General features: G+C 36.5%; 19 protein-coding genes. 8 read left to right on the top strand and 11 right to left on the bottom strand.

Going from position 1 to position 26,177, the window contains the following annotated elements; translation table 11 throughout:
- Positions 1-65: 65 nt before the first annotated feature.
- Positions 66-3,407, bottom strand: a complete 3,342-nt coding sequence (gene mfd / locus FLUTA_RS07850; RefSeq protein WP_013686328.1) for a transcription-repair coupling factor — start codon at positions 3,405-3,407, stop codon at positions 66-68.
- A 210-nt stretch (positions 3,408-3,617) separates the two neighbouring features.
- Here mfd and FLUTA_RS07845 point away from each other — a divergent pair, with 210 nt between their 5' ends.
- The 4 genes from FLUTA_RS07845 to FLUTA_RS07830 all read left to right on the top strand — a co-directional run bounded on the left by FLUTA_RS07845 (position 3,618) and on the right by FLUTA_RS07830 (position 6,893).
- The gene (locus FLUTA_RS07845) at positions 3,618-4,142 is read left to right on the top strand and encodes a DUF4382 domain-containing protein (RefSeq protein ID WP_013686327.1); all 525 of its coding nucleotides are present in this window, start codon (positions 3,618-3,620) and stop codon (positions 4,140-4,142) included.
- Between the two features lie 309 nt (positions 4,143-4,451).
- Positions 4,452-5,663: a hypothetical protein gene (locus FLUTA_RS07840; RefSeq protein ID WP_013686326.1), complete on the top strand. Its 1,212-nt coding sequence runs from the start codon at positions 4,452-4,454 to the stop codon at positions 5,661-5,663.
- Between the two features lie 7 nt (positions 5,664-5,670).
- A complete protein-coding gene (locus tag FLUTA_RS07835) occupies positions 5,671-6,279 on the top strand; it encodes an RNA polymerase sigma factor (protein WP_148235409.1) in 609 nt (202 codons plus the stop codon).
- Between the two features lie 2 nt (positions 6,280-6,281).
- The gene (locus FLUTA_RS07830) at positions 6,282-6,893 is read left to right on the top strand and encodes a hypothetical protein (RefSeq protein WP_013686324.1); all 612 of its coding nucleotides are present in this window, start codon (positions 6,282-6,284) and stop codon (positions 6,891-6,893) included.
- Between the two features lie 11 nt (positions 6,894-6,904).
- Here the strand turns inward: FLUTA_RS07830 and FLUTA_RS07825 are convergent, their stop codons facing one another.
- Together FLUTA_RS07825 and fbp are read right to left on the bottom strand one after the other, a co-directional pair.
- Complete coding sequence (locus tag FLUTA_RS07825) at positions 6,905-7,573, bottom strand: hypothetical protein (protein WP_013686323.1); 669 nt, start codon at positions 7,571-7,573, stop codon at positions 6,905-6,907.
- 114 nt (positions 7,574-7,687) lie between these two features.
- Positions 7,688-8,701: a class 1 fructose-bisphosphatase gene (gene fbp, locus FLUTA_RS07820; protein ID WP_013686322.1), complete on the bottom strand. Its 1,014-nt coding sequence runs from the start codon at positions 8,699-8,701 to the stop codon at positions 7,688-7,690.
- 117 nt (positions 8,702-8,818) lie between these two features.
- Between fbp and FLUTA_RS07815 the strand changes: the two genes are divergently transcribed.
- Complete coding sequence (locus FLUTA_RS07815) at positions 8,819-9,724, top strand: DMT family transporter (protein WP_013686321.1); 906 nt, start codon at positions 8,819-8,821, stop codon at positions 9,722-9,724.
- A 171-nt stretch (positions 9,725-9,895) separates the two neighbouring features.
- Here the strand turns inward: FLUTA_RS07815 and FLUTA_RS07810 are convergent, their stop codons facing one another.
- Entirely contained in the window at positions 9,896-11,413 is a 1,518-nt protein-coding gene (locus FLUTA_RS07810) for a GH3 family acyl-acid amido synthetase (RefSeq protein ID WP_043023714.1), read from the bottom strand.
- Positions 11,414-11,588: 175 nt separating this feature from the next.
- On the opposite strand from FLUTA_RS07810, the gene FLUTA_RS07805 reads away from it, so the two are divergent.
- The gene (locus tag FLUTA_RS07805) at positions 11,589-12,407 is read left to right on the top strand and encodes a universal stress protein (protein WP_013686319.1); all 819 of its coding nucleotides are present in this window, start codon (positions 11,589-11,591) and stop codon (positions 12,405-12,407) included.
- 59 nt (positions 12,408-12,466) lie between these two features.
- Here FLUTA_RS07805 and FLUTA_RS20670 read toward each other — a convergent pair whose 3' ends face one another.
- Positions 12,467-16,375, bottom strand: a complete 3,909-nt coding sequence (locus FLUTA_RS20670; protein ID WP_013686318.1) for an adenylate/guanylate cyclase domain-containing protein — start codon at positions 16,373-16,375, stop codon at positions 12,467-12,469.
- 64 nt (positions 16,376-16,439) lie between these two features.
- A complete protein-coding gene (locus tag FLUTA_RS07795; RefSeq protein WP_013686317.1) occupies positions 16,440-16,964 on the bottom strand; it encodes a ferritin in 525 nt (174 codons plus the stop codon).
- Between the two features lie 215 nt (positions 16,965-17,179).
- Between FLUTA_RS07795 and FLUTA_RS07790 the strand changes: the two genes are divergently transcribed.
- Together FLUTA_RS07790 and rnr are read left to right on the top strand one after the other, a co-directional pair.
- Entirely contained in the window at positions 17,180-18,487 is a 1,308-nt protein-coding gene (locus FLUTA_RS07790; protein ID WP_013686316.1) for an ATP-binding protein, read from the top strand.
- A gap of 148 nt (positions 18,488-18,635) precedes the next feature.
- A complete protein-coding gene (gene rnr / locus FLUTA_RS07785; RefSeq protein WP_013686315.1) occupies positions 18,636-20,792 on the top strand; it encodes a ribonuclease R in 2,157 nt (718 codons plus the stop codon).
- A 97-nt stretch (positions 20,793-20,889) separates the two neighbouring features.
- On the opposite strand, the gene FLUTA_RS07780 is transcribed toward rnr, so the two are convergent.
- From FLUTA_RS07780 to FLUTA_RS07760, 5 genes are all read right to left on the bottom strand, one after another.
- Positions 20,890-21,360, bottom strand: a complete 471-nt coding sequence (locus FLUTA_RS07780) for a hypothetical protein (protein ID WP_013686314.1) — start codon at positions 21,358-21,360, stop codon at positions 20,890-20,892.
- A gap of 279 nt (positions 21,361-21,639) precedes the next feature.
- The gene (locus FLUTA_RS07775) at positions 21,640-22,656 is read right to left on the bottom strand and encodes a DUF2971 domain-containing protein (RefSeq protein ID WP_013686313.1); all 1,017 of its coding nucleotides are present in this window, start codon (positions 22,654-22,656) and stop codon (positions 21,640-21,642) included.
- A 263-nt stretch (positions 22,657-22,919) separates the two neighbouring features.
- Positions 22,920-23,324, bottom strand: a complete 405-nt coding sequence (locus tag FLUTA_RS07770; RefSeq protein ID WP_013686312.1) for a GNAT family N-acetyltransferase — start codon at positions 23,322-23,324, stop codon at positions 22,920-22,922.
- 9 nt (positions 23,325-23,333) lie between these two features.
- On the bottom strand, positions 23,334-24,980 hold the full coding sequence (locus tag FLUTA_RS07765) for a S8 family peptidase (protein ID WP_013686311.1): 1,647 nt from the start codon (positions 24,978-24,980) through the stop codon (positions 23,334-23,336).
- 120 nt (positions 24,981-25,100) lie between these two features.
- On the bottom strand, positions 25,101-25,862 hold the full coding sequence (locus FLUTA_RS07760; protein WP_013686310.1) for a response regulator: 762 nt from the start codon (positions 25,860-25,862) through the stop codon (positions 25,101-25,103).
- Positions 25,863-26,177: the final 315 nt, after the last annotated feature.

Below are 26,177 nucleotides of genomic sequence, written 5' to 3'. Positions count from 1 at the left end.
TTTCCTGTTTTCTTTACACGAAACAAAAACGCATATTGTTTTTCAAATTTACTATGCGCAATAGATCAATTTATGATCTCCCCCAATCGCTCAAATGCCTGATCCATATTCATTACATTGCTGTAGAGCATGCGCAAACGATCGTTCTTCTCGCTCATTTTGCAATCTTTAGGGTTTGTCTGAACGTACTTCAATACCCGTGTAAACATGGGTGAATCATAGTACTTGGATTGAGAACTTGCCACAAAATAACCAATCATTGATCCTTGTTTGATGACCAATTTTTCGAAGCCGATTTCCTGTGCCAACCAACGCAATTCAAAGGAACGCAACAATTCTTTCACCACACGCGGTAACGGACCAAAACGATCAATCAACTGTTGTTTGTATCCTTCTATTTCTTCTTTGGTGTTTAAATTGTCTAAATCTTGGTAAATACTCAAACGCTCTGAAACATTGTTGATGTAATCTTCAGTGATGCGTAACTCGAAATCTGTTTCCAAAACACAGTCTTTTACGTAGTGAGCACCCATTGATTCGGTATTTCGGTCGTCATACAAATCTTTGAATTCTTCTTCTTTCAATTCATCCATCGCTTCGTTCAAGATTTTCTGATACATCTCAAACCCAATTTCAGAGATGAATCCGCTTTGCTCACCACCCAATAAATTTCCTGCTCCGCGAATGTCTAAATCTTTCATCGCAATGTTGAATCCAGAACCCAAATCGGAGAACTGAACCAATGCTTCCAAGCGCTTGCGTGCTTCAGAAGTCAATAAACTGATGGGTTGTGAAATGAGGTAACAGAATCCTTTTTTATTGGAGCGACCCACGCGACCGCGCAATTGGTGTAAATCGCTTAAACCGAACATGTGGGAATCGTTGATGATAATCGTATTCGCATTCGAAATATCAATTCCCGATTCAATAATGGTAGTGGCTATCAAAACATCGTATTCCCCTTGAATGAAATCCATCATCACTTTTTCTAACTGCTTTCCGTCCATTTGTCCGTGACCAATTGCCACACGAACTCCTGGACACAACCGTGAAATCATTCCAGCAATCTCTTTGATGTTTGCTAGACGGTTGTTGACAAAATACACTTGTCCACCGCGACTTACCTCATACGAAATTGCATCGCGGATAGCTTCTTCATTGAAGGTGATCACTTCTGTTAGAACTGGCTGACGATTAGGTGGCGGTGTATTGATGATACTCAAATCACGTGCACCCATCAATGAAAATTGAAGTGTCCTTGGAATTGGTGTTGCCGTTAAGGTAAGTGTGTCGACAGTTGTTTTGAGGGTTTTCAATTTGTCTTTTACAGCCACCCCAAATTTTTGTTCTTCGTCGATAATGATTAAACCCAAATCTTTGAATTTCACTTTATCACTGACAATTTTGTGTGTTCCCACCAAAATATCCACCTCACCACTTTCCACTTTTTTCAACGTAGCCGTAATTTCCTTCGCCGATTTAAACCGATTGATGTAATCTACATTCGCGGGAAAATTCTTGAAACGTTCTTTGAAACTCCGCGCATGTTGATGACTTAAAATCGTTGTGGGAACCAGAACTGCAACCTGTTTGCTGTCAGCAACCGCTTTGAAAGCCGCACGCATAGCAATTTCCGTTTTTCCAAAACCAACGTCTCCACAAACCAAGCGATCCATCGGAGTCTCTTTTTCCATGTCTTCCTTTACCGCTTGTGTTGCTTTTAACTGATCTGGAGTGTCCTCGTACATGAAGGATGCTTCCAATTCGTTTTGCAAGTAAGTATCAGGAGAAAACGCAAATCCTGGTTGACTTTTGCGTTTTGCATATAATTGAATCAAATCGAAGGCCAATTCTTTGATGCGCTTTTTGGTTTTTTGCTTCAAAGTAGCCCAAGCCTGAGTTCCCAATTTATTCATCTTCGGCGCAGCGCCGTCTTTTCCTGTAAACTTCGAAATGCGGTGAAGCGAGTGAATACTCACATACAACACATCGCCATCTCGATAAACCAGACGAATAGCTTCCTGCTGTTTCCCACTTACATCAATGGTTTGCAAGCCTGAAAATTGGCCAACCCCATGATCGATATGCGTTACATAATCTCCTTTTTGGAGGTTGTAAATTTCCTTTAATGTCAGTGCTTGTTTCGCTTGGCGGAATCCTTCTTTCAGCTTAAATCGGTGATAGCGCTCAAAAATTTGATGATCTGTGTAACAAACCAACTTCAAACTTGGAATGATGAATCCTTCGTGAAGTGCACTATTCATCGGTTCAAATTCCACTTCCGCGCCAATGTCTTCAAAAATTTGGTACAAGCGTTCGATTTGTTTGGGTTGATTGGAAAAAATCATATTTGTAGCGCCTGCTTTTCTACGGGCTAGCAAATCTTCTTTCAACAAATCGAAATCTTTATTAAATGTCGGCTGATGAAGTGTTTCAAATGTAATTGTTTCGGAAGCTTTGAAAGTGTATTCAGGTCCAATTTCCACAATCGAGTGCACTGGCAATTGTTCCTTCCAATCAGAAGGATGCATATACAATTCGCTTGGCAAACTGTGTTTAATTGTATTCTTCGGCAAAGAGTCATAAACCTTTACAGCCTTTTCATAATCTTTTTCCAAAGCCGCTTTCACCAAATCATTCGAAGCCAACCAAATGGTTGTTTGTTTCCCAATGAATTCCAAAAACGTTCCATTTCCATTCAAAACCAATTGGCGTTGTACGTTCGGAACTACTGAAAAATGTGTATGCGTATTAATCGATAATTGTGAAACGGGATCAAATGTTCGAATCGAATCTACCTCGTCACCAAAAAACTCTACGCGGAAAGGTTGATCGTTAGAAAACGAGAAAATATCTACAATTCCCCCACGAATAGAAAACTGACCTGGCTCATAGACAAAATCTACACGTTCGAATCCATATTCCAACAACAACTCATTGAAAAAGTCAATCGAATAGGTTTTGCCTCGCTCCACACGCATGGTGTTTTCTGAAAGTCGTTTCTGCGTTGGAACGCGCTCAAATAGGGCTTGTGGATAGGTAACCACCCACGTATTTTTTCCAGTATTTATTTTTTCCAATACTTCAGCTCGAGCAACCACATTTGCATTATCGGTTTCCTCTAGCTGGTAAGGCGTTCGGTAAGAAGCTGGGTAAAAATAGATGTGTTTATTGTCTGGAAGCAGTTGTTCTAAATCGTTCAAAAAGTATGCGGCAGATTCCTTGTCCTCCAATACAAATAAATGATTTCCGGGAACTTGTTCACACACCGAAGCCACTGCGATTGACTTAGAAGAACCAATTAATCCTTTCCAGTGAATGCGGATTTCCGCTTGTTGCAATAAGTTTGCAGTTTCATCGAGTCCTTTGAGCTTTTTGAAAAGTTGTAAAAATTGTGTCTGTTCCATGGCATTTTTCGAATAAACAGTTTAGGGGGAACAGCGTACTGTACCCCCTTGTAAATGTTGGTGCAAAGATCGTGATTTTTCTGAAATTTCAAATTGATAAATCCAAATTCATTTTGAAAAAATTTGGGAAAACAAAAGCAAGTTAACTCACACAAAATCAATGGTTTTTGTTTTTGGCATGGCTTTTAGGGAAGGGGTGAAAACGAAATTATGAAGACTTTATTCGCAGCGGTAATCGCTTCAGCATGTTTGTTCGCTTTCTCTACTGGCTGTAAGAAGAAAGTAGGAGAAAGTAGGATGACTGTAAAGATGGTGGATGCACCAGGAGATTTCCAACAAGTCAATGTAGAAGTACTGCAAGTACAAGTTCATCATGATGATCAGGGTTGGATGGATCTTCCAACAAACGCTGGAGTGTATGATTTGTTGACTTTACAAAATGATGTTTCTGCAACCTTGGTTAACATAGGTGTTTTGCCAGCTGGTCATATCAATCAACTTCGCTTAATCCTTGGCGACGAAAACACAGTAATGGTAGATAGCTTGTATTATCCATTAGCAACCCCATCTGCGCAACAATCTGGCTTAAAAATTAATTTAAACACGGACTTCGCTCCGAATAGTGAATACGAATTAGTTCTTGATTTCGATGCAGAGAAAAGTATCGTAACACAAGGAAATGGATCTTATTCGTTAAAACCAGTTATTAAAGTTTTATCGATCAATCCTCTTTAGGTGTGGTATAATAGGTAGTAGTAGTATGTCCACAGAAAAGCCATCAGTTATTGACCGATGGCTTTCTTGTTTTGAACAAAATGCTATATCCGTCAATTATTTTCCTAAATCATTAAGGTATGCTGGCGGAAAATGCGATTGGACGAACTTTATTTTTATTTAAACCCTTCGTAAATAGAGGGGGTTTTTGTTTTTTTGAATTTTTCTATGAAAAAAATCCACTTCTCATTTGAACCTTTTGCTTTCGGCTGAGTAATCCTTTTAGAAACCCAGAAATCAAGCGCGCTGATTTTTTCATAAATTAAGAACATGAAACATTTATTAATCGGATTTACATTTTTGATCGCTTCACACACCTTTTCACAAAAAGACGGTGTCTTAATTCAAAAACTGGAAACTGTTTACAGCATTGCGAAAGAAAAAAAAGAACCTTCTTGGTACGAAACACAGGTTAAACTCTGGAAAGCTGAACTGGATAAAAACAATAAGAACGGAGAGGCCTGGATTAATTACTACAGAGCTAATCGCGCTTTAAGGAACCTAGCACCAACAGAAGAAGAGCGCACTAAATGGTACTCTCAGTGCAAATCCATTCACGAACAGGTTTGGAAAGCAATGCCAAAAAGCTTTGAAGCCTATTTCATTCAATACTCTGAAAACGGTTTCCATGACAGTTCGGAAAACGAAAACCAACTAAGAGCACAAGACCTCCTGAATGCACAAGCTTTGCGTCCGGATGATCCTTTGATTCAGGATTTACTCATGATTCATTATGAATTGCAAAATGACCCCGAAAAACGAAATTTATACGCCAAAAGATTATTCGAAATCAACGAACTGCCTGTTGGAATGCTGAACTGGGGATATAATATCCTTTCGGAACTGGATGAAAACGCCATTCTTTTCACTTATGGAGATAACGACACCTATGCTCCTTGGATTGTACAAGCTGCAAAGAATTTTAGAAAAGACGTTACCATCATAAATCTACATTTGATTAACATAGATGGCTATAGGAATGGTCTATTGAAAAAACTAGGTTATGAACCATTAATCCTCGAAGAAACCAAAACAGAAGAAGAAGCAAAAGCTGTTTCAAAAAAATTTTACGAGCATTTTTTTAAAGGGAAAAGACCTGCCTATGTTTCTGCTAGTGCAATAAATGGTTTTGAAGAGGTGTTTGGAGATAAATTATACCTCACAGGATTGGCATACAAATACAGTGAATCTAGTATTGACAATAACGCCATTATCCGCAGGAATTATGAAAAACGCTATTTACTGGATTACTTGAAAGATGTGTTTTCCTATAATATTGGAAATCTGAAAGCAGAATATTTCAATGGAATGTATCTTCCTTCCATGATTAAATTATACCAGCAATACAACGAAAGTGAGGAAACTGTAAAGAAACAGGAATTAGAAATTCTACTTCTAAAAATCGCTGAGCAAAATAACCAGCAAAAGCAGATTAATGAATTGCTTTCAACGATGAAGAGTAACTCCTCCAATCCTCAATAAGCAGCCATTGAACAAGTTACATCATAAACAACAAAGCGACGAAGAGTTGATGGTTCAGATAATGGGCCATCACTCTCCTTTTTCCGCCAAGCAAGCAGAATCTGCATTGGTGGAATTGCATGCTCGCTATAGTAAAAAATTGTTGGGGTACTTTATTAAAATGTTGAATAAAGATGTGGATTTGGCGCAGGATTTTGTGCAAGAAATTTTCCTGAAACTGTTAGAAAAAAAGCATTTGTTTGATCCAGATAAAAAGTTCTATTCCTGGATTTTTACGATTGCATCCAACATGTGTAAAACCGCTTATCGACATCATGGAAAAACAGTTTCTCTACATACAGAAACCATCCATCATTCAGTATTGGGAGAAAGTGAACTGGAAAAAAACTTGTTCTTGAAAGCTTTACAAACAAGTATTGATAATCTGGAACACCCTCACAAAACGGTTTTCGTACTTCGGTATTTGGAACATTTTTCACTGAACGAAATTGCCGAAATAACCGATTGTTCCTTGGGAACGGTGAAGTCGCGTTTGTTTTATGCGACTAAAAAGATGACCGATCAGCTGAAACCTTACGACCCCAGTTTTGAAACAACCCTCTTTAAAATGATTTAATTATGGAAGAGCTACACGAACGCTTATTTGATTTGATAGAATCCAAATCATTTAACAAACTCACGAAAGAAGAAAAAAGCTTTGTTTTAGAGCATCTTTCGGAAGAAGAATATGAGTTACAGCGAAAAATAATAAGTACTACATCAGACATGGAAGAAGAGCATGTAGAACCACTTCCACTTGTAATTCCTGTTCAGAAGAAAGGATTCTTCACCAAAAGTATTCCTTTGTATCAAGCCATCATTTCTGTCGCTGCTATGCTTGTTGTTTTTATTGCTATCTGGCCAAGGGAAAGTCAATCTTCCTTAAAACTAAATTTCGGTGAAAATCCGGTAAACATTTCAGTTGCAGGGACACCTTCAGTACAAATTATACACGATACTGTTTTTCAAAAAATTCCAATGTTCTCAACTGTTACAAAGATTGTTTACGACACAATTACACTTGTTCAAGAAGTGTTGAAACAACCCGATAATCGCCAACTGGCTGTCGGCAGAATGATTCCTCAACCGGAAATAAGCAAACAATTATTGGAAAGCAAAAGTCAGCCCTACAAAGACGATAAAGTTGCACAGTTTTTACCCAATATCTCAGTTGTAAATACGATGAAGTAATTGGGGTTATATCAAATTGATAAGATTAAAAATCCTAAGAAAAAAATAACACCCATAGCTAAAATACCCAGTGCGATGATTGCCAAAAATGTTCCTTTGTGTTTCTCTGGACGACGCTTTTTTCGAATAAATGCAACGATTGCGAATGCGATGGTTATGAATAGCGCTAGAACACCTATAAAAACAAGAGATTCAGGCAAACTAGCTGTAATTGAAAGCACTAACATCACTCCACAGAACAATGCGAACGCTAACGAATTTGCCGCAAAAAGATCTAGTTTTTGCTCTGAGTTATCTTCTTTTTTAGGTTGCTTTTTTGCTGAGAACACAGATTCTATCTTCAAACCCTTTTTTAAAATCGAAACCACCGAAAGAGTTGACATCTCCATTTTTTCAGGTTCCTTTACAAATAAAGAGTCTGCTCGTTTTTGTGTCTCGGCTAAATCTGAAAAAATTGAATCTGTATGAGACAACTCTGAAAGTTGTTCTTCCACATTCTGAACAGAGTCCTTCCCGCGGATTTCAGAAACGATCGTTTCATCATTTAGCTCTTTGGGTTTCTTTTCTTTAATCGGTTTGTTCCAAGAAACGTAGTAACCGTTTCGGAAGGTTCTTTTTTGAATCGTACAGGAAGAAACAAAGATACTTGAAGTAGCAATAAATAGCATCAGTAATCGCATAAACAGCTGATTTAGTGTTCTGCAAATTAACACTATTTTTTAGTTCAGTTTGTTGCGAAAATCCGTACTTGAAAATAGTTTCCTGAAAAACTGTTTTTTTGACTAAACGCTCTATTATTTCGCTCGTGCTTTCTCCAAGCAATCAATTGCTTTTTCCATCATTTGTTTCGATCCAGTAAAGAACCCACAACGTTGATGCAACTGTCTTGGTTGAATGTCTAAAACACGATCTGTACCATTTGTAGCCATTCCCCCTGCTTGTTCTGCAACGAAAGCCAGTGGATTACATTCATACAATAATCGCAATTTTCCTTGCGGGCTTTGATTCGTAACCGGATAAATGTAAATTCCTCCTTTGATTAAGTTTCTATGGAAATCTGCCACCAATGAACCAATGTATCTTCCTGAATATGGTCTTCCGTCTTCCTGAACTTCTTGACAAAATGCCACGTAATCTCTAATTCCTTGTTCGCATTCGTGAATATTTCCTTCATTCATCGCATAAATTCTCCCAGTTTCTGGCATGCGCATATTGGGGTGAGACAAACAAAATTCACCAATAGAAGGATCCAACGTAAATCCGTTTACTCCGTGTCCAGTTGTGTAAACCAACATGGTAGAAGATCCATACAATACATAACCAGCAGCGACTTGTTGGGTTCCTTTTTGCAACATATCTTCCAAGGTAGCAGGTGTTCCTTTTTCAGAAATTCTGCGATAAATAGAGAAGATTGTCCCGATAGAAACATTGCAATCAATATTCGATGAACCGTCCAATGGATCAAACAACACAATGTATTTTCCACTTTTAGCACGCTCAGAAGTAAAGGCTAAAAAGTCATCGTTTTCTTCCGAAGCAATTCCACAAATTTCACCACTCGATTCAAACACTTTGATGAATTGTGTGTCAGCAACCACATCTAATTTTTGTTGTTCTTCACCTTGAATGTTTACATCACCTTGAGCACCTAAAATGTGATCCACCAATCCAGCACGTCTCACATCTCTTGAAACAATTTTTGACGCAACCGAAATATCGTTCAAAATACGCGACAATTCTCCAGAAGAACCTGGAAATTCCGCTTGACGTTCCATGATAAAATCGCTGAGTGTGATGATGTGTGACATAATTGTTGTTTTTTACAAAGATAGGGTTTTAATGCAGAATTTTGAATTCTTAAATCGGGAACAAAAGGCTGCTCATTCTTTCTATTACTTGTAAGTCTTTATTTTTACTTTTACACCATGTTCCAAAAATACAAGTATCATTTGCTCATGCACCTCATCATTTTCATGTGGGGATTCACTGGGATTTTGGGCAAACTCATTCACATTGAAGCACAATATTTAGTTTGGCATCGTATTCTAATTGCTTTCATTTCCTTGCTAATTGGGTTGTACCTGTTGAAAATGCCGATGAGGATTCACAACCGAAAAGCCATGCTAAAGGTTTTTGGAACTGGAATTATCGTGGCTCTTCATTGGATTACATTTTATACTTCTATCAAACTTTCTACCGCTTCATTGGGAATCTTGTGTTTATCAACCGCAACTCTCCATGTGACTTGGATTGAGCCGCTAGTATTCAAAAAGAAGTTCTCTTGGGTCGAATTTTTATTCGGATCCTTAGTGATTTTCGGAATCTACTTTGTTTCTTCCGATTTCGACGAAAAACAATATTTCGCTTTGGCTTTAGGGTTGATTTCTGCATTATGTGCTGGGTTCTTTTCTGTCTTCAATGCTAAACTAGCTGAAGAAGTTCCTTCCTCCGCAATTACACTGCACGAAATGGGAATTGGATTGGTTTTCCTTTCAGGAATGCTACTATACAATGGAAAATTGGATAGTAATCTGTTTAAAATGTCGGGGAGCGATTTTGCGTGGTTGATTTTCTTGGGTGTTTGTTGTACTTCCTTTGCATTTATTGCGACTATTGAAGTAATGAAACGATTAGGCGCTTTTACGGTTTCACTGAGTATTAATTTGGAACCTGTTTATACGATTCTTCTGGCTATTCCGATTTTGCACGAAGATGAGTTGCTGAATGGGAATTTCTATGCTGGCTCCGCAATGATTATTTTGGTGGTAATTGCCAATGCGATTTATAAATCAAAAATGCGGGAGCGTGAATTGAAAAAAACAAACACTTAACAGGTGGCGCCACGAATTCACGAATTATTGCTCAGTTAACACGCTCGTTCATTCAATTGATAAACCACATTCATTTCTATAATACACCGAGACCAGTAGGATCACTTATAATCTGTGCAACTTGTTCCGATTCTGCGAAATCAGCGGGAAAGTAGCTTTTGAGTTTTTGGACTAAACTCCCAAGAACAATTTCCACTCTTTTGCCTGGTATTCATTCATTACACGGGGGAACTTATTTTGAGAACCTAATCTTCCTTTTTCTTCCAAGAACTTATAGAAATTATCCACATCCGTTTGATAAGCAACTGGAGATTTTAATGTGTCGTATTTTCTCACAGAAGAATAATCATCATTTCCTTCACACAAAAACTCATCAACGGTTTTCATTACTAAATCACAATCCATTGGTTTTTGAGATCCAAAACACCAATAATGTCTTTGTTCTTCCGCATTTGCATACAAACAGAATTCAGGAATGGTGATATTTAACTTCTCGCTCGTTTTTAGAATCGCCATATTGATATTATCCAATGACAAATGTTCTCCCACCAAGCTCAAATATTGTTTAATCCGTCCACTGATGCGAACTTCTCTGCGTTCTACATCAACAAACTGAACCAAATCTCCCACCAAATAACGCCACAACCCAGCATTTGTTGAAATTACTAAAGCATAATCTTCACCACCCACCACTTCATTTACTGTAAGCGCTTTTGCTTCCAGTTTAATGTTTCCGTGTTCATCGAAATTATCACGGTTAAATGGCACAAATTCAAAGAAAATACCAGATTTCAGCAACAACTGCATTCCATTACTTTCGGCTCTTCGTTGATATGCAAAATATCCTTCAGAAGCTAAATACGTATTCAAAAGGTGAACCTTCTTTCCACACACATTTTCAAAACGCTTCAAATATGGTTCGATGTAAACACCACCAAACATGTACAATTCTAGGTTTGGCCAAATATCATGAATCGATTCTACTTGGTATTTTTCAATGATTCGCTCCATGAGCATAATACACCAACTTGGAATTCCAGCAACGGTACTAATGTCCCATTCTGGAGCTTTTTCAACCATTCGGTCTAATTTTTTGTTCCAATCCTTAATTGCTGCCGTTTCTGCATCTGGTTTTGTAAGTGGCATTAACACAACCGATGTGTGTTTCTTCAAGATTCCAGATAAATCACCTTCGTAATGATTTCCTTTCTTCTCTGGCTTGGAAGAACCACCAACCGCGATGAATGATTTTTGATAAAATCCATCTGACAGGTTTAAATCAGCTGTGGCTGTAAATTGTTTAATTGTATTGCGTTGAAACGAGCGAATCATTTGCTTCGTAACAGGAATTCGTTTACTTGGAGAACCTGTCGTTCCAGAGGAAAGAGCGAAATATTTAATTTTTCCTGGCCAAATAACATCTGCTTCATCTTCCAAACAACGGTGCAACCAATCTTTATAAAATTGATCGTAATCTCGGATGGGGATTGCTTTTTGGAAATTCTCTACTCTATTTTCAGAATCTAAAATAGATTGAAAATCATAGTGCTGACCGAATTTTGTTTCTTCAGCGAAATATAGAATTTTCGAGAGTACTTTAATTTGATCTTTAAAATCAAGTCCTTTCAACGCACCTCTTCGTGCGGAAAATTCGGTAGTCTTTTTAAGTAATTTCCCGATTATCGGCATTGTTTCTAAAAATTTTAGTAACCACAAAGGTAGTTTAATCCAAGCAAAATAGAGAAAAAACAATGACTTATTGTTTTATTAACGTCTTATTTTTAATATTAAGCTTAGAAATGGATAATTGCTTTTAATGCTTTGATTACATTTGCACTACTATAAAAACCCACAATTGCTCCTTATGGAAAAAAAGACCATTATTGTTCCCCATGATTTTACGGCTGTTGCTGAAAATGCTCTGAATCATGCAATTAATACTGCCAAGACTACAGGTGCAGAAATTTTATTGCTTCACGTAGTTGCAAAAGAAAAATTGATTGGTGAAGCTGAGGAAAAACTAAACGCAGTCGTTGAACAACATAAAGAACATATAAAAATTACACCGTTCATTCGAGTAGGAAATATTTTTGATGATATTGGTGATTTTGCTTCTGAGAATCATGCAGAATTGATTTTTATGGGTACTCATGGTCAAACAGGATGGCAACATCTTACCGGAAGCTATGCTTTAAAAGTGATTACACATTCTACTGTTCCATTTATTGTAGTTCAAGAAAAAGGAATTAAAGAAAATGGGTATGATGATATTGTAGTTCCATTAGATTTAAACAAAGAGACTAAGCAAAAGTTGGCTTATGTGGCAAATATCGCTACTTACTTTAAGTCTCGTGTTCATGTTATTACACCGGATGAAACAGACGAGTTTTTACGTCATCAAGTAAAAGCAAATATTCAATTTGCGGTGAAATTTTTCCACGAAAGAGGAATTGATGTAACAACCAAAGTGGTTCCAACAGGTGGTTTCGACAAAGAAGTGGTAAAACATGCGGTTTCATTAGACGCCGATTTAATTGCTATCATGAACTTAAATCGCAATAACATGCTTGGAGCTATCACAGCAAATCACGAACAATATATTCTTACCAATGATGCTCAAATCCCTACGTTGATTGTAAATCCAGTAGTTGGAAAATACGGTGGAAGCGTCTTGTTCAGTTAAGAACAAATGCAATGATATTAAAAAACCGCATCTAAAAGTAGATGCGGTTTTTTTGTGTCTTAATCTTTATACTCATCACGGGCTAAGCGCTCTTCAACCTCTTTCAGGTTTTTCATCTTCTTGGCCTGACGACTAGCAATGGCAGTCGGCGTAAAGTACTTGTGCATATTCAAGAAAAACACCTGCATATTATCCCATTGTCGGTCACTATCTATTTTACCATGTTCTCGCAATTCTCTTCTCAGACGATCTGCAATCTCGTGGAAATCGTCTCTTCCTAAATAATCCAAATCGGCATCACAAATAATTTGCTCCAATTTGTTTTTCGGTTGATGCGGAATTTGGGTAACGAAAATAAGCTCTTTAATTTGAGCAATGTGTTGCTCTGAATACCCGTATTTCGGCAAAATTTCTTCAGCCATTCTTGCCCCTACCGGCTCATTCTTTTCATAGATTTCAACAAATCCAGCATCGTGATAGGTTGCCGCAGATTTCAATAGGAACAAGCCCTCATCGGTAACCCCTTCCAAGAGCGCATAACGTTCTACAGCACGAACTACATCTTTGGTGTGCTCAATACTATGATAATGTAGCATTGGCGACAAGCCTTTCTCCAGCACTCTCATAATGTGACGCTCTGCTTTGTAGTAATTAATACTACTGTATAAATGGAGGTTTACGATTTGTTGGAAACGATCATTGGGATATAACCCTTCTCCATTGATAGACAGTTCTGGTTTGATCCGCTCTACAGTAAACATTTCGATCAAGCCTTTGCTTTTTGTCTTTACCTTTCCTCGGTAAGTACATTCAAAATAAGGCTCAATGAGTTTGAATGTGGAACCTGAAATGGTTACTCTTCCTGGTTCTCCCATCATTTCCATTCGTTGAGCCTGATTTACAGTTGCTCCCCAAATATCATATGCCAAGCGTTCAGAACCAATTACTCCTGCTGTTACTTCACCCGTGTTGATTCCCAATCTCAGTTCCCAAAACTCAGAACCTGTTTTCAATCCTTCAGTCTTCAAATTCGTCATGTATTCCTGAATTTGAAGAGCCGCTAAAACAGCATCAATTGGATTGGTATTGTTTCGAACTGGAACACCACCTGCACACATGTATGCATCGCCAATTGTTTTGATTTTCTCTAAGTTGTTTTTTACAATGATTTCATCAAACTTTCTAAAATAAACATCCAATTTATTCACCAAATCGGTTGGTTTCATTCCTTCAGCAATTTTTGTGAAACCCACAAAATCGGTAAACAATACAGAAACTGTTTTATAAGCTCGCGCTGAAGCACGACCTTTCGTTTTCAATTCTTCGGCAGTAGATTCAGGAATCATGTTTCTCAACAAATTCTCCGTTTTATCTTTCTCTATTTGAAGCAAACGACTTTGTTCTTCTACTTTCGTCTTCTCCTTTTCTATGACCTTTTTCTGAGATTCAATCTTCATGTTTTGCGCCCGAATTTCCTTCGTTCTCTCCACAATCTTTATTTCCAAACGTACTTGATCTCTGCGCGCCAAGTTTATTCGGGATTGAATAAAAAGAAGGATTAGCATGGTTAAAACCACTAAAACAATCACCCAAAACCACCATTTCCACCAAAAAGGAGATGCGACTTCGATGTTCATTTCCGAAGTTGCTTGAATCCAATCACCATCTACTCTTCTTACATAAATTTTGAGTACATAAGAACCTGGAGACAGTGATGTGAAGTGAATCTCACTAGAAGAACCCAAAAATACAGAACCTTCATCCAAACCAACTAATTCGTATTTGAATTGCAGTAACTCGCGATTAATGATATCCGTAGGCTTGAAACGAATCGTGAAACTTCGCTCATCGTATCCCAATTTTATATCAGACAAAGACGAGAATGATTCTTTAAAAGGCGCATCAGAATCACCCGGTTTCAACCAACGGTCATCAAATCGAAACTTTAAGAAGTTTACATAGATTTTATCTCTTTGTTCTTGTAGGTTTTTGGGGTTGAAGAAATTATACCCTTCAATACCTCCAAAATACATTTCACCCGTTTTTGAAAGCAGGTAAGCACCCGTGTTGAATTCGTTACTCATTAATCCATTCACCTCTGAATAGTTCGTACAACGTTCTTCATTTGTGTTAAATCGTGCCAAACCCTTATTGGTACTCAACCATAAATTTCCACGTTCATCTGGTAAAATTCCGTACACAAAATTATTGGGCAACCCTTGCTTTCGGGTATAAGCGACAACCTTTCCTGTTTTTAAATTCAGCTTCAATAAACCAGATCCTGAGGATCCCAACCACAAAGTTGTTTCATTTTCTTGATAGATTGTTGAAATAACATCTCTACTTGCTTTTAAAATAGACTTGTTGAATTCATAAGGAACTATCTGTTCTTTTCCTTGAGAATCTAAGGTGAGCAAATTAATTCCTCCAACGCCTGTAGCAAAATAATACGTGTCGTTTAACCCTTTATAAGAAACCCTACAAACTCCTGCTCCAATGGTTGTTTTTGGCTTTTTTGGATTATTGACAAACGGAGTAAATTCGCCTGTTTTTTGATTATACAGCAAAACACCGCCCTTTGTGGCAATGAAAAATTGAGATTCTTTGTAGGGAGTTATCTTGTACAATCTTTGAAAAATCAATGGATTGTCAATTCCTTTGTAAACAACTTTGTGATAAACTCCCGTTCCATTTTTAATTTTTAAATCATATAAACCATCATTGGCTCCGATCAAAAAATGTTCATCTGTGAGATAGTGAATAGACACAATGCTATTGTCGTTAACATCTTGAGCTTTGGAGATATAATAGTGCTTAAACGTTCCTGTTTTTCGATTCAATTCAGAAACAGCAAAGTCTGTGGCAATGTAAACCTTAGATAAATCTTTCGACTCTGCAAATCCCCAAACGCTTTCTGAAGGAAGTCCGAGGCTCAAATTAGACGACGGTCCAACTCCAAAAAACGAATCATTTTTCGGGTTAAATCCACTTAAACCGCGCAGCGTTCCAACCCAAATTGTTCCATTTTCATCACAAAACAACTCATTTATCTCATTGAATAAAATTCCGTTTTTTTGGAAAATGTCTTTCTTGCTGAAAGTGATTCTGTATCCTTCATTGGTGTTATTGACACTAATCAATCCATTATTAACTGTGGCAATATAAAATTCGCTGGTCGATTTTACATAAACATCCGAAAACTCATCAATTCCGTAATCTTTTCCAATGAATTTTAAAAACGGAAATAACTTGTGGGTTTGAGAATCGAACAGCCACAAACCTTGATTGGTAGAAAAAACGTAACTGTTTTCAGAAAAAGGTTCTACATCTGAAACCAACCATGCTTTGTGACCTTTTGAAATGGATAATTGTTTCCAGATTTTCGATTCAATGTTGTAGATATACACACCAGCATCCTCGAAAGAAACAATTAGCTCTTTCTTTGTGACAAACTTGATATAGTGAATTCTTTTTGAAGGGATTGTCGCTGTTAAAAAAGAGACTTTTTTTGTCTTCCGATCGTACTTTGCCAATCCATAAGTGGATGATCCCAACCAAATATTTCCATTCGCTTCCTCCGAAACACTTTCAATGGAGAGGTTTTTATCATCTGAAGAAAGAATCGAGCGAAATGTTTCTTTTTTGGGGTTATACACCGAAACTCCATCAGCAGTTCCAAACCACAACTCGCCAAACTGGTCTTTTAAGCCACAATGAATATAGGAACTAGCAAGCCCTGGAGTATCATCAGAAGTGAAGACTTCAAACTGTTGTCCATCAAACCGATTTAATCCGTCTTGTGTTCCCAGCCAAAGCGTCCCCACATTATCTTGTACAATAGTCGTCACAGAACTCTGTGAGAGTCCATCGTTAATAGAAAAGTTTCTAAAACGATACGAGACTTGACTAATCGCGCTAGTAGTAGTAAACGCAATAACCGCTCCAATTCCTAGTAATCGAACGAGCATAAGTTTCACTTTCAATTCGTTTATTCAACGAATAAATTGCTGAAAAAGTTTCAATATTAGGGTTCTATGCCTTTTGAGCTGTGCTTGCTGCTTTTACAGCATTGGCTGCAGCAGTTTCCATATCACGATCAAACAAATAAAGACCACCTTTATCTCCGCCAATCAACCTCAATTTATCCAAGATACTGCGAGCCAAAGCCTCCTCTTCCAATTGCTCGGAAACATACCATTGCATAAAATTGTGTGTTGAATAATCCTTTTCCTGCAAACAAATATCCACGACGCCATTAATGCTTTCAGAAACACCAACTTCGTGTTCGAGCAGCAATTCAAAAACGCGCTCCAAAGAATCGTATTCTCTCGCTGGTTCAGGAACCGCAGGAACAATAGCAACTCCTCCACGTTCATTGACAAATTTGATCAGCTTCAACATGTGGAAACGCTCTTCATCTGAATGTGTGTACATAAATTTAGCTGTACCATTTAACCCTTTTGTTTCAGCCCAAGAGGCCATTGCTAGGTAATAATGAGAGGAAGATGATTCTTTCTGAATTTGATCATTTAATGCCGCTTCAATTCGCTTATTCATTGTTTTGTGTTTTTTCTGTCTTCTCAAATGTAACAATCGAACTTCGTTATTCCAAGTTCAACTACAAATACTTACCATAAAGTGTTCTTTCGTAGTTTGTAGAATAGAACAGGTGGAAAAGTCCTTTGAAAAAATGTGATGTTTTACATAAAGTCCTTTGAAAAAAGGCAACAATTTACATAAAGTCCTTTGAAAAAATGTATATTTGAAGTTAAATGAAACGAATTATTATAAATCAACTCCTTGAATGGAAGCAAAGTCCAATTCGTAAACCTCTTATATTAAGCGGTGCTCGGCAAGTTGGAAAAACCTGGGTGCTAAAAGCTTTTGGTGAAACTTATTTTGAAGATTGTGTTTACATTAATTTCGAAGCATCAGAAATTGCAAAAAATCTATTTGACCCAAATCTCGATGTTCACCGAATTATTTCAGTCTTGGAAATTATTCATGGGAAAAAAATAATTCCAGAAACAACCTTAATCATTTTTGATGAAATTCAGGTTGCAAAAAACGGAATCACTTCACTAAAATATTTCAAAGAAAACGCACCAGAATATCATGTTGTTGCCGCTGGGTCTTTATTAGGATTAAGCCTTCATTCCGAAGAATCATTTCCTGTTGGAAAAGTTGATTTTTTGGAAATTTACCCCATGAGTTTCTATGAATACTTGATCAATTGTAATCAAGAAATATTAGCTCAAACTCTTCAACAAAACAATTGGGTTTTACTCCAAACCTTTCACGAGCAATTAATTCAGCATTTGCGTACCTACTATTTTCTAGGTGGAATGCCTGAAGTTTTGTCTGTTTATTTTCAACATTCTGATTACCAATTAGCTCGCACCATACAGTTATCCATTTTAAAGGGATATGAACAAGATTTTTCAAAATATGCACCGTACTCTATTGTTCCTAAAATTCGACTAGTATGGGAAAATTTGATTGGTCAATTGTCGAAAGAAAACAAAAAATTCATTTACAATCAAGTTAAAAATGGTGCTCGAGCGAAAGAGTTTGAAGAAGCAATCAATTGGTTAGTGAACGCTGGATTAATAACAAAAGTGACGCGTGTTACAACACCGAACTTTCCGTTAAAATCCTATACCAACTTCGATGTGTTCAAGCTCTTCTTTATTGACCTTGGTTTGTTGGCAGCAATGGGAAATATTCCTGTGAGTATTTTGTTAGAAAAGAACACTATCATGACAGAATTCAAGGGAGCTTTTTCGGAACAATTTATTCTACAATCACTTCAAACAATTTCTGGTTTAGACATTGCTTATTGGACCACTGAAGTGGGAACGGCAGAAATTGATTTTATCGTTCAACGTGATAATGAGATTATTCCGATAGAAGTGAAAGCAGAAGAAAACTTGCAAGCTAAAAGTTTGAAAGAATACATTCTAAAATACAATCCAAAAACAGCTATTAGAACATCCCTGAGTAATTACCGCGAAGAAGAAAAATTCAAAAATATTCCGCTTTATGGATTAGCTTTTGCTCTTTCAGAAACTAAAGAGTGAACGCTTTTAGTAGAGTTTATACCAAAAATGAGTTGAATGATGTAAACTAGAAACAAGACGAAGTGCTTCCTCCTACTTTTGTTTTCATAACAAGTCCAAACCTCTGAAAGTCATTTCGTATTTGTATTTTTACGTAACAACACGAATTATGGGTAAAAAAGGACCAAAAAAAATCAAAGATAAATCGACCAAAAAACTAAAAACGGGTCTGTATCACATCATTCGAAAAATGTTTGAACAACATCCGGATGCACTCTTGAACTATAAACAGGTTTGCACCTTGTTGCATGTGCACGAAAGTGAATCGCGCAAATTAGTGGTTGGTTTATTACGCGAATTAGAAACAGAAGGATTCGTTCGTAAAAGCGGACATGAAACATATATTTACTCCAACCAGATTGAAACAATCGAAGGAGAATTGGAATTAACCATGCGCGGTTCTGGCTTTGTTACCATCAGCAAAAAAGAACCAGATGTATTCATTGCTCCGCATAATTTGGGGCATGCAATTCACGGAGATGTTGTTCGTGTTGCCCTCAATAAAAAAGGCGGAAGTAGACCTGAAGGAAGAGTAATAGAAGTTGTTTCACGAGAAAGAACGCAGTTTGTTGGAACGATTCAGATGTTTGACAAACATGCCTTCTTAATTCCTGATAATACCAAAACAGGAGTAAAAATCTATATTCCGTTCGAAAAATTGAATAAAGCCAAGAACAAGGATAAAGCATTGGTAAAAATCACTGTTTGGCCAAAATCGGCTGAATTTCCTTTTGGGGAAGTGATTCAAACATTGGGAGGAAATTCATTACACGACAATGAAATGATCTCCATTTTGATTGGTCAAGGAATTCCCATTGAATTTGAAGCGGATGTAATGAATGAAGCCGAACAAGTAACACTTGAGCTTGATCCTGTTGAAGTTGCGAAGAGAAGAGATTTTAGAGAGATTTTGACCTTCACGATCGACCCTGCAGATGCAAAAGATTTCGATGATGCTTTGTCGATTCGAAAATTGGAAAACGGACATTTGGAAATCGGTGTTCACATTGCTGATGTGAGTCAGTATGTAAAACCAGATTCTGCCATGGACAAAGAAGCTTTGCGTCGAGGAAATTCTGTTTACTTGGTAGATCGCGTGATTCCAATGTTGCCTGAGCAGCTTTCAAACATGGTTTGTTCCCTTCGTCCGAAAGAAGATAAATTTACTTTTTCAGCAGTTTTCGAATTGGATGAAAATGGAAAAATGTATAACGAATGGTTTGGTAAAACGGTCATCCATTCCGATCATCGTTTTGCGTATGAAGATGCACAAGAAATCTTGGAAGGAGCTGAAGGTCCATACAAAGAAGAACTCCATATTTTAGATAAAATCGCAAAAATCTATCGAAAAGAGCGATTTAAACAGGGTGCTTTGATGATTAACTCAGAAGAGATTCGTTTCAAATTGGATGAAAATAAAGAACCCATAGACGTGGTTGTGAAGGTTTCAAAAGATGCACATCAGCTCATTGAAGAATTTATGCTTTTGGCAAATAAGCGCGTTGCGATGTTTGTTGGAGCGCCTCAAAAAGGGAAAGATCCTGTTCCGTTTGTTTACCGTATTCATGATAAGCCAGATCCGGAGAAAATCGCATTATTCGGTTTATTTTTGGATAAATTCGGGTATTCATTGGAATTTACGAGTCCCGAAAAAGCAGCCCAAAGTATCAACAAATTGTTGAATGATATTCGCTTGAAAAACGAGTACAGCATCATTCAGCAAATGGCAATTCGAAGCATGGCTAAAGCAACTTACGATACAGACAATATTGGTCACTACGGTTTGGCTTTTCAGTATTACGGTCATTTCACTTCACCCATTCGTCGCTATGCCGATTTGATGGTTCACCGCATTTTATTGGAGTGTTTGGAAAACAGACCGCATAAATACAACAACGCCTTAGACGATATTTGCAAACGCATTTCACGCACGGAGCGCAAAGCCACAGAAGCAGAACGCGAATCGAACAAGTATTTCCAAGTGGTATTTGTTCACGATAAAATTGGAGAAGAATTTGATGGAATTGTCTCTGGACTAGCTGAATTCGGATTATTTGTGCGCATGACAGAAAATGCGTGTGAGGGTATGGTTGCGATGCAGGAACTTCCTGGAGATCGTTATTCATTTGATGAGAAAAAAATGACGATTGTTGGACAAAAAACAGGGAAAACCTTCCATTTTGGAGATTCTGTTCGGGTAAAGATTTCAGAGGTTCATCCTAAGAAAAGACAGATTGATTTGGAGTTGGTTTCGGTGGCAAAATAATAAGTCTTTTTTATACCGTTCTATCTTTTTACAAATTATAAAGGGTTAACCCAAAATTGAGCTAACCCTTTATATATGCTTACTAACAAGCTGAATATTATTTTTTAGGTCTTGGTGTCAAGCTTTTTATTAAAGTAACCAAATCCTGAGTTGTTTTGTCTACTTTGTTTTCAGTCAAACTAGTCCATATTAAAATATATGATTGGATTGTTCCTGCATTTTTTCTTATTAATTCGTAGGTTTGGTATCCAGTTCCTCCTTCTGGATAATAAGTTCCAGATTCTTGTAGTTTACCAGCTAAATCGCATAATTTAGCCCAATCCTTTTTCGAGATTTTTTTGCTCTCTTTACTTTTCTCCACACCAGATTCAGTATACTTTTCAGTAACAATTTCAATTGTACTCTGATTTATGGTTACTTCATAGTTGACCGGCAGCTGTATCGAAGATTCTGTAAACTTGAATGAGATTGTTTCAATTCCCCCAACAAGAGGTGTTTTTTGTGCAAATGCCGTATTCAACAGTATCGATGCAAAAAATAAAAGTCCTAATGATTTAAAGTATTTCATACGTAAGTTTTTTTCAAATTTACCAAAAGTGTGCCATTTGTGATAGCTCGTATACTATTATTATTTCTTAGCCGAAAGTTTGTCGTATTGATAACTTGAATAAGAATAATAGAACGTTTCATTGTAGAGACTTCGGGTCTGTGGCAGGATATGTTTAAACCATAAAGGACACTAAGAACACAAAAGTTTTTGTTTCCCACTTAGGAACACAGATGTTCACGGAAGAATTCAGAAGTACATGGGTTTAGGATAATTATTTATCCTAAACCTCAATGTTATTTATCCACAAATATTTATTTCAATTTTTTCGGCTTCAAAATCGGTTGTAGCCCAACACACGTTATCCTCAATTGTCTTTATCCAATAACACATATAGACCCTATCTGTATTATTAAAAATATCCTTTTTAAACAAGTTAGCTAACCATAATAATGAATTGTGATTTATCTCTTCATCTAATATTATTTTGAGATGACCTGTTTTTGAAATCACATCATAATGTTTTTCTTCTATTTTATATTCTACTGGACTCGACAGCGTTAATTTTTGTGGAACTATTTTCAAATATGCCGGATCCTCAACTGCTCTAAAAATAAGTTCTGCTTGGAATCCATAAAGATTTTTGCGCTGAACTATTTGGTAAAAATCAACCCCTCTCTCAAGAAAGCGACTTATTAACTGATCCTTTTTTGAATGTTCCATATTCAAACCAAAATAAATCCCTTTAAGTGCCTTATGATTATATACTTGTTTTCCAGATAGGTTTCTAATTATTCGCACCTCACTTTCATATTTCCATTTTTTTGATTTTGTTCCAGAGATTTTTTTAATTATCGAAAGCAGATTACCATTTATCAATTCATTCAAACCTATTTGTGGGGGAACCCTTGAATATTTTACTGGAAACGGATACAATTCTTCATTCGAAAAATTATCAATTAGTTTATCCATGTCATATTCTATGCAAAAACCCTTATGTGAATTTGCATAATGTGCCCAAAGCAATTCATCGTTAAAAGTCTTAGAAAGCGAATAAATTCCTAGTTCGTCTTTCTTGGAAATTAATTCATTATACGATTTTTTAATCCTTGCTTTCCCATTTTCTGTTTTGAGTCTGAACAATTTGGTAAATATTCCAAGTTGATAATCAAATGTGTCTATTATTAGGGTTTCACTTGGGTCGTTTAATAAATTAAAAGATGGAGCAAAAAAACAGTTTTCCTCTAATGTTTTTACATCTCTCTCAAATGTAGAATCATCTCCTGATCTGTATTTATAAACCCTTTGCGATTTCATTGTATTAATTAATATTGATAACAGTATTATACTATTTGTAATATCCCTTTCCGCTTCTCATTTCTCCACAATTTTATTCTTCACAGGAACCAATTCATGACCAAAGATGCGAAGAACCAAATTCACTTTGTCATAGTTCAAATTAGTCTTTCCTTGCTCTATTTTTCAAACAACCGCTAAAGCAACTCCAACTCTTTCTGCATTCCTTTACAAATTCTGCTAATTGTTTCATTACATTCAATTGCATATATTATTAAATAAACTCACTTCATTAACTCCATCATATTCTCTGGCTTTGACAATTCTGTAAATCCAAATTTTCGATACAATTCATGTGCATCGGCAGTTGCTAGTCGCCAAACTTTGACAGCTTTCAAGGATTCATCTGTAAGAATAAATTGCATCAACTCTTTTGAAAAACCCTTTCCTTGGTGTGCTTCATCTATGAATACATCCATAATATAGGCAAACTGCACATAATCGGTTACAACGCGCGCGTAACCGATTTGCTTTTTATTTAGATAAACTCCGAAATTCAGGGAATGATCAATACAGATTTGCATCATTTGCGATGTTCTATCTTTTGCCCAATAGGTTTTCGATATAAAGGCTGTGATGAATTCGATATCTAGTTGATTTTTATCAGAAGTGATGATTAATTTTTCCATCCACTAAAATTAATGAACTATCTGAACTGGTTTTGTAACAACTGTTCCGTCTTTGTAATAAATTGATAAATAATACATTCCCTCTGAAATAGTGGAATTTGTAACCTCAAATCCTGTAATCGTTTTTACCTTATTCAGTTGGATTTCCTTTCCAGAAACATCTCGCAATTGAATAGAAGAAACAGATTCACTTGGTACATAAATGGTAAAAGAACTTTGAGTTGGATTGGGGTAAACAGTAAACGCATCCTTTTCGAAGGTTTCAATTCCTAGTTCATCCATCATTAAATTTGCTGCAGCAAACACGTTTGGCAATGGTCCTATTTTTTCCGAAAGCGGGAAAAGCGTTCCTTCAACTTGAGGTTTTCCAGTTGTTATCAATAAGTTTCTTACATAATTCACATCAAACGGAAATCCTGCATGTTGTTTGTGTAATGATTGCAACAAAGCAACTGCTCCTGTCACAATTGGCGAAGCTCCGGATGTTCCTCCAAAACTATTGGAATATTCGCGGTTTAGTCCTTCAGCTGAATAAGCAGTTCCGTAGCCAGTAGTTACTACTTCTTCTCCATTTCCTTGAACATCAATTCTACTTCCGTAATTTGAAAACCACAATTTTGCGCGGGGTAAATCATCAACACCAACTGCTCCTGCGCCAACCATTATAGCTTCCGACCAATTTTCTTGCAAGAAAGGATGATGTCCAAAATTATCCGTGGAAAACATTGCATGATCCAAGTTTCTGTTTCCGTTTCCTGCAGCTTCTACAACGATAATTCCATTTCCAGAAATTAATTGAATAGCATCGTAAAATGGTTCATACCACTCCACTGGAGCATACCCTTCATCAGGTGTTCCATCAAAAGCCATTGTTTGTTGTTCAATCAAGACAATATCTCCTTCACCCAATTCAGTTAAGGTACTAATAAGTGCTTCTTCCAAATAATACTCAAAATTGATATATGCCCCTGCAAAATAGAAATCACTTTCGTAAGTAATTCCAGTAGTTCCTATACCATCATTTAAAGATCCTATTTCACCCAAAACGGCAGTTCCGTGATTTGGACCAAAGCCTGGGTCTTCTGGTTCAGGTCCTATTATTGTTACATTAGGTAAGTCCTCATGATCTGCATTAAACATATATTCGACATCACAAATCTTCACATTTGAACCATGATTAGCGTATGTATTCCAAAATTCCTGTACATGAATTCCAGGATCTTGATCAAACAAATAAAGTTGTGATGGCTGTAAATTAGGAGCTGCAGGTGTGCTTAATTTTGGAGGAACACTCACATATTTTAGTGCAGTTAATGTTTCTAATTTCTTTTTGACCAATTCTACATTTTCTCCAGCATTCACATGAAACTCAAAAATAGTATTCGGATCAGAAAGATTCTTTTTAAGCCGCTCTTTTGCTTTTGCATAGTAAGATTGTAATAAATCACTTGAAATGGAATAGAAAGGCTCCCAGTGTCCAAATTGAGACAAGCCAGATGTGTTTGGATAAATCTCATTGGCTAAAAATAAACTACCCGACTGAGCAGATACCTTTGTTCCATCTTTGAATTTAACATGTAAAATTTTTGGTGACTTATCTTGAGCTGAAATAAATCCAAAGGTAAATAGTGCAACAGCAAACAAAATAGTTTTCATAAGCGTATATTTTAACCAATTCTACAAAATAACTCCAACACATTTTTAAAATAAATGTATAAAGACCAAATTATTGATGGAATGGTAATTAAGAGCTTATTATCTGAAAAAATTGTGGTTTTAAAGCAGTTTAATTCTGTTTGTCAGCTCATCTCTATATGAACCTCCAATTGGAATGAGTTTACGGTCATTTTCTAATTGCAAATTCGGAAAATCGATGGATGCAATTTTATCCAAACGTACAATAAAAGAACGGTGAACACGAATAAACTGATCTGTTCCCAATTTTGTTTCAATATCCTTCATCGTAGAATGAATCGTATAGCGTGTTTCATTCGTATTGATAACTACGTAATCCTTTAAAGCTTCAATAAAATAAATGTCATTCATGTTTAATTTCACCAATTTACTATTGGATTTTACAAAAATGAATTCATTCATTGCATCTTTCTCTTTATTTTCCACCAAAGAATAAAGTATATCGCGCTCACGCTCAACTTCCTGTTCTTTTTTGTGTTTATAAAGAGCCATTTCAATAGAAGTATGTAAATCTATTTCTTTGAACGGTTTTAAAATATACCCATAAGGTTCTGTAACTTTTGCTTTTGCAAGAGTCGCTTCATCGGCATAAGCGGTTAAATAAATGACCGGAATGGAATATTGATTTCGAACAATTTCTGCCGTTTCAATTCCATTCATTTCACCTTTTAACATGATATCCATTAAGACAATATCAGGCTGATCTGATTCCAATAATTCAAGTGCTTTTTCACCTGAAGGAACCGCCCCAACTACATTATAGCCAAGCTTCTTCAAACTGGATTGGATATCCTTTGAAACTATGAATTCATTTTCTACAACTAATACATTAGCCTTCGTCATTCTTTACAGCTTTGGAGTCAAAAGTAATTAAAATTGAGATTCAATTACAATGCGTTTTAATAATTTCGTAGACGATTAACTTTCATTCGTCTATTCGAATATAAACTTTAACTATGAATTGTGCAAATAAGGTTAAAAAACAGAAGAAACCTAATAAATAGAATAAAAAGATTTTATAAAAGATATTTACTATATCTATTAGGGGTGTTAATTCGTGTAAAACTTATTAGGTAAAGATTCGTTTTTTAAACTTATGAGTAAAATAGATTGAGTTATTGACAGTGATAAAGCTTCTTTTATAGTTCGTTTACAATA

The sequence above is a fragment of the Fluviicola taffensis DSM 16823 genome, assembly GCF_000194605.1.
Classification (GTDB): Bacteria; Bacteroidota; Bacteroidia; order Flavobacteriales_D; family Crocinitomicaceae; genus Fluviicola; species Fluviicola taffensis.
Note: the sequence above shows the minus strand (reverse complement) of the source record. Positions and strands in the feature narration are given on the sequence as shown.

Coding starts and splice junctions, on each gene's coding strand:
- FLUTA_RS07845 (WP_013686327.1), top strand. CDS start 3,618: ATGAAGACTTTATTCGCAGCGGTAATCGCTTCAGCATGTTTGTTCGCT.
- FLUTA_RS07770 (WP_013686312.1), bottom strand. CDS start 23,324: ATGGAAAAATTAATCATCACTTCTGATAAAAATCAACTAGATATCGAA.
- FLUTA_RS07775 (WP_013686313.1), bottom strand. CDS start 22,656: ATGAAATCGCAAAGGGTTTATAAATACAGATCAGGAGATGATTCTACA.
- mfd (WP_013686328.1), bottom strand. CDS start 3,407: ATGGAACAGACACAATTTTTACAACTTTTCAAAAAGCTCAAAGGACTC.
- rnr (WP_013686315.1), top strand. CDS start 18,636: ATGGGTAAAAAAGGACCAAAAAAAATCAAAGATAAATCGACCAAAAAA.
- FLUTA_RS07805 (WP_013686319.1), top strand. CDS start 11,589: ATGGAAAAAAAGACCATTATTGTTCCCCATGATTTTACGGCTGTTGCT.
- FLUTA_RS07765 (WP_013686311.1), bottom strand. CDS start 24,980: ATGAAAACTATTTTGTTTGCTGTTGCACTATTTACCTTTGGATTTATT.
- FLUTA_RS07790 (WP_013686316.1), top strand. CDS start 17,180: ATGAAACGAATTATTATAAATCAACTCCTTGAATGGAAGCAAAGTCCA.
- FLUTA_RS07810 (WP_043023714.1), bottom strand. CDS start 11,413: ATGCCGATAATCGGGAAATTACTTAAAAAGACTACCGAATTTTCCGCA.
- FLUTA_RS07825 (WP_013686323.1), bottom strand. CDS start 7,573: ATGCGATTACTGATGCTATTTATTGCTACTTCAAGTATCTTTGTTTCT.
- FLUTA_RS07815 (WP_013686321.1), top strand. CDS start 8,819: ATGTTCCAAAAATACAAGTATCATTTGCTCATGCACCTCATCATTTTC.
- FLUTA_RS20670 (WP_013686318.1), bottom strand. CDS start 16,375: ATGCTCGTTCGATTACTAGGAATTGGAGCGGTTATTGCGTTTACTACT.
- FLUTA_RS07780 (WP_013686314.1), bottom strand. CDS start 21,360: ATGAAATACTTTAAATCATTAGGACTTTTATTTTTTGCATCGATACTG.
- FLUTA_RS07795 (WP_013686317.1), bottom strand. CDS start 16,964: ATGAATAAGCGAATTGAAGCGGCATTAAATGATCAAATTCAGAAAGAA.
- FLUTA_RS07760 (WP_013686310.1), bottom strand. CDS start 25,862: ATGACGAAGGCTAATGTATTAGTTGTAGAAAATGAATTCATAGTTTCA.
- FLUTA_RS07830 (WP_013686324.1), top strand. CDS start 6,282: ATGGAAGAGCTACACGAACGCTTATTTGATTTGATAGAATCCAAATCA.
- fbp (WP_013686322.1), bottom strand. CDS start 8,701: ATGTCACACATCATCACACTCAGCGATTTTATCATGGAACGTCAAGCG.
- FLUTA_RS07840 (WP_013686326.1), top strand. CDS start 4,452: ATGAAACATTTATTAATCGGATTTACATTTTTGATCGCTTCACACACC.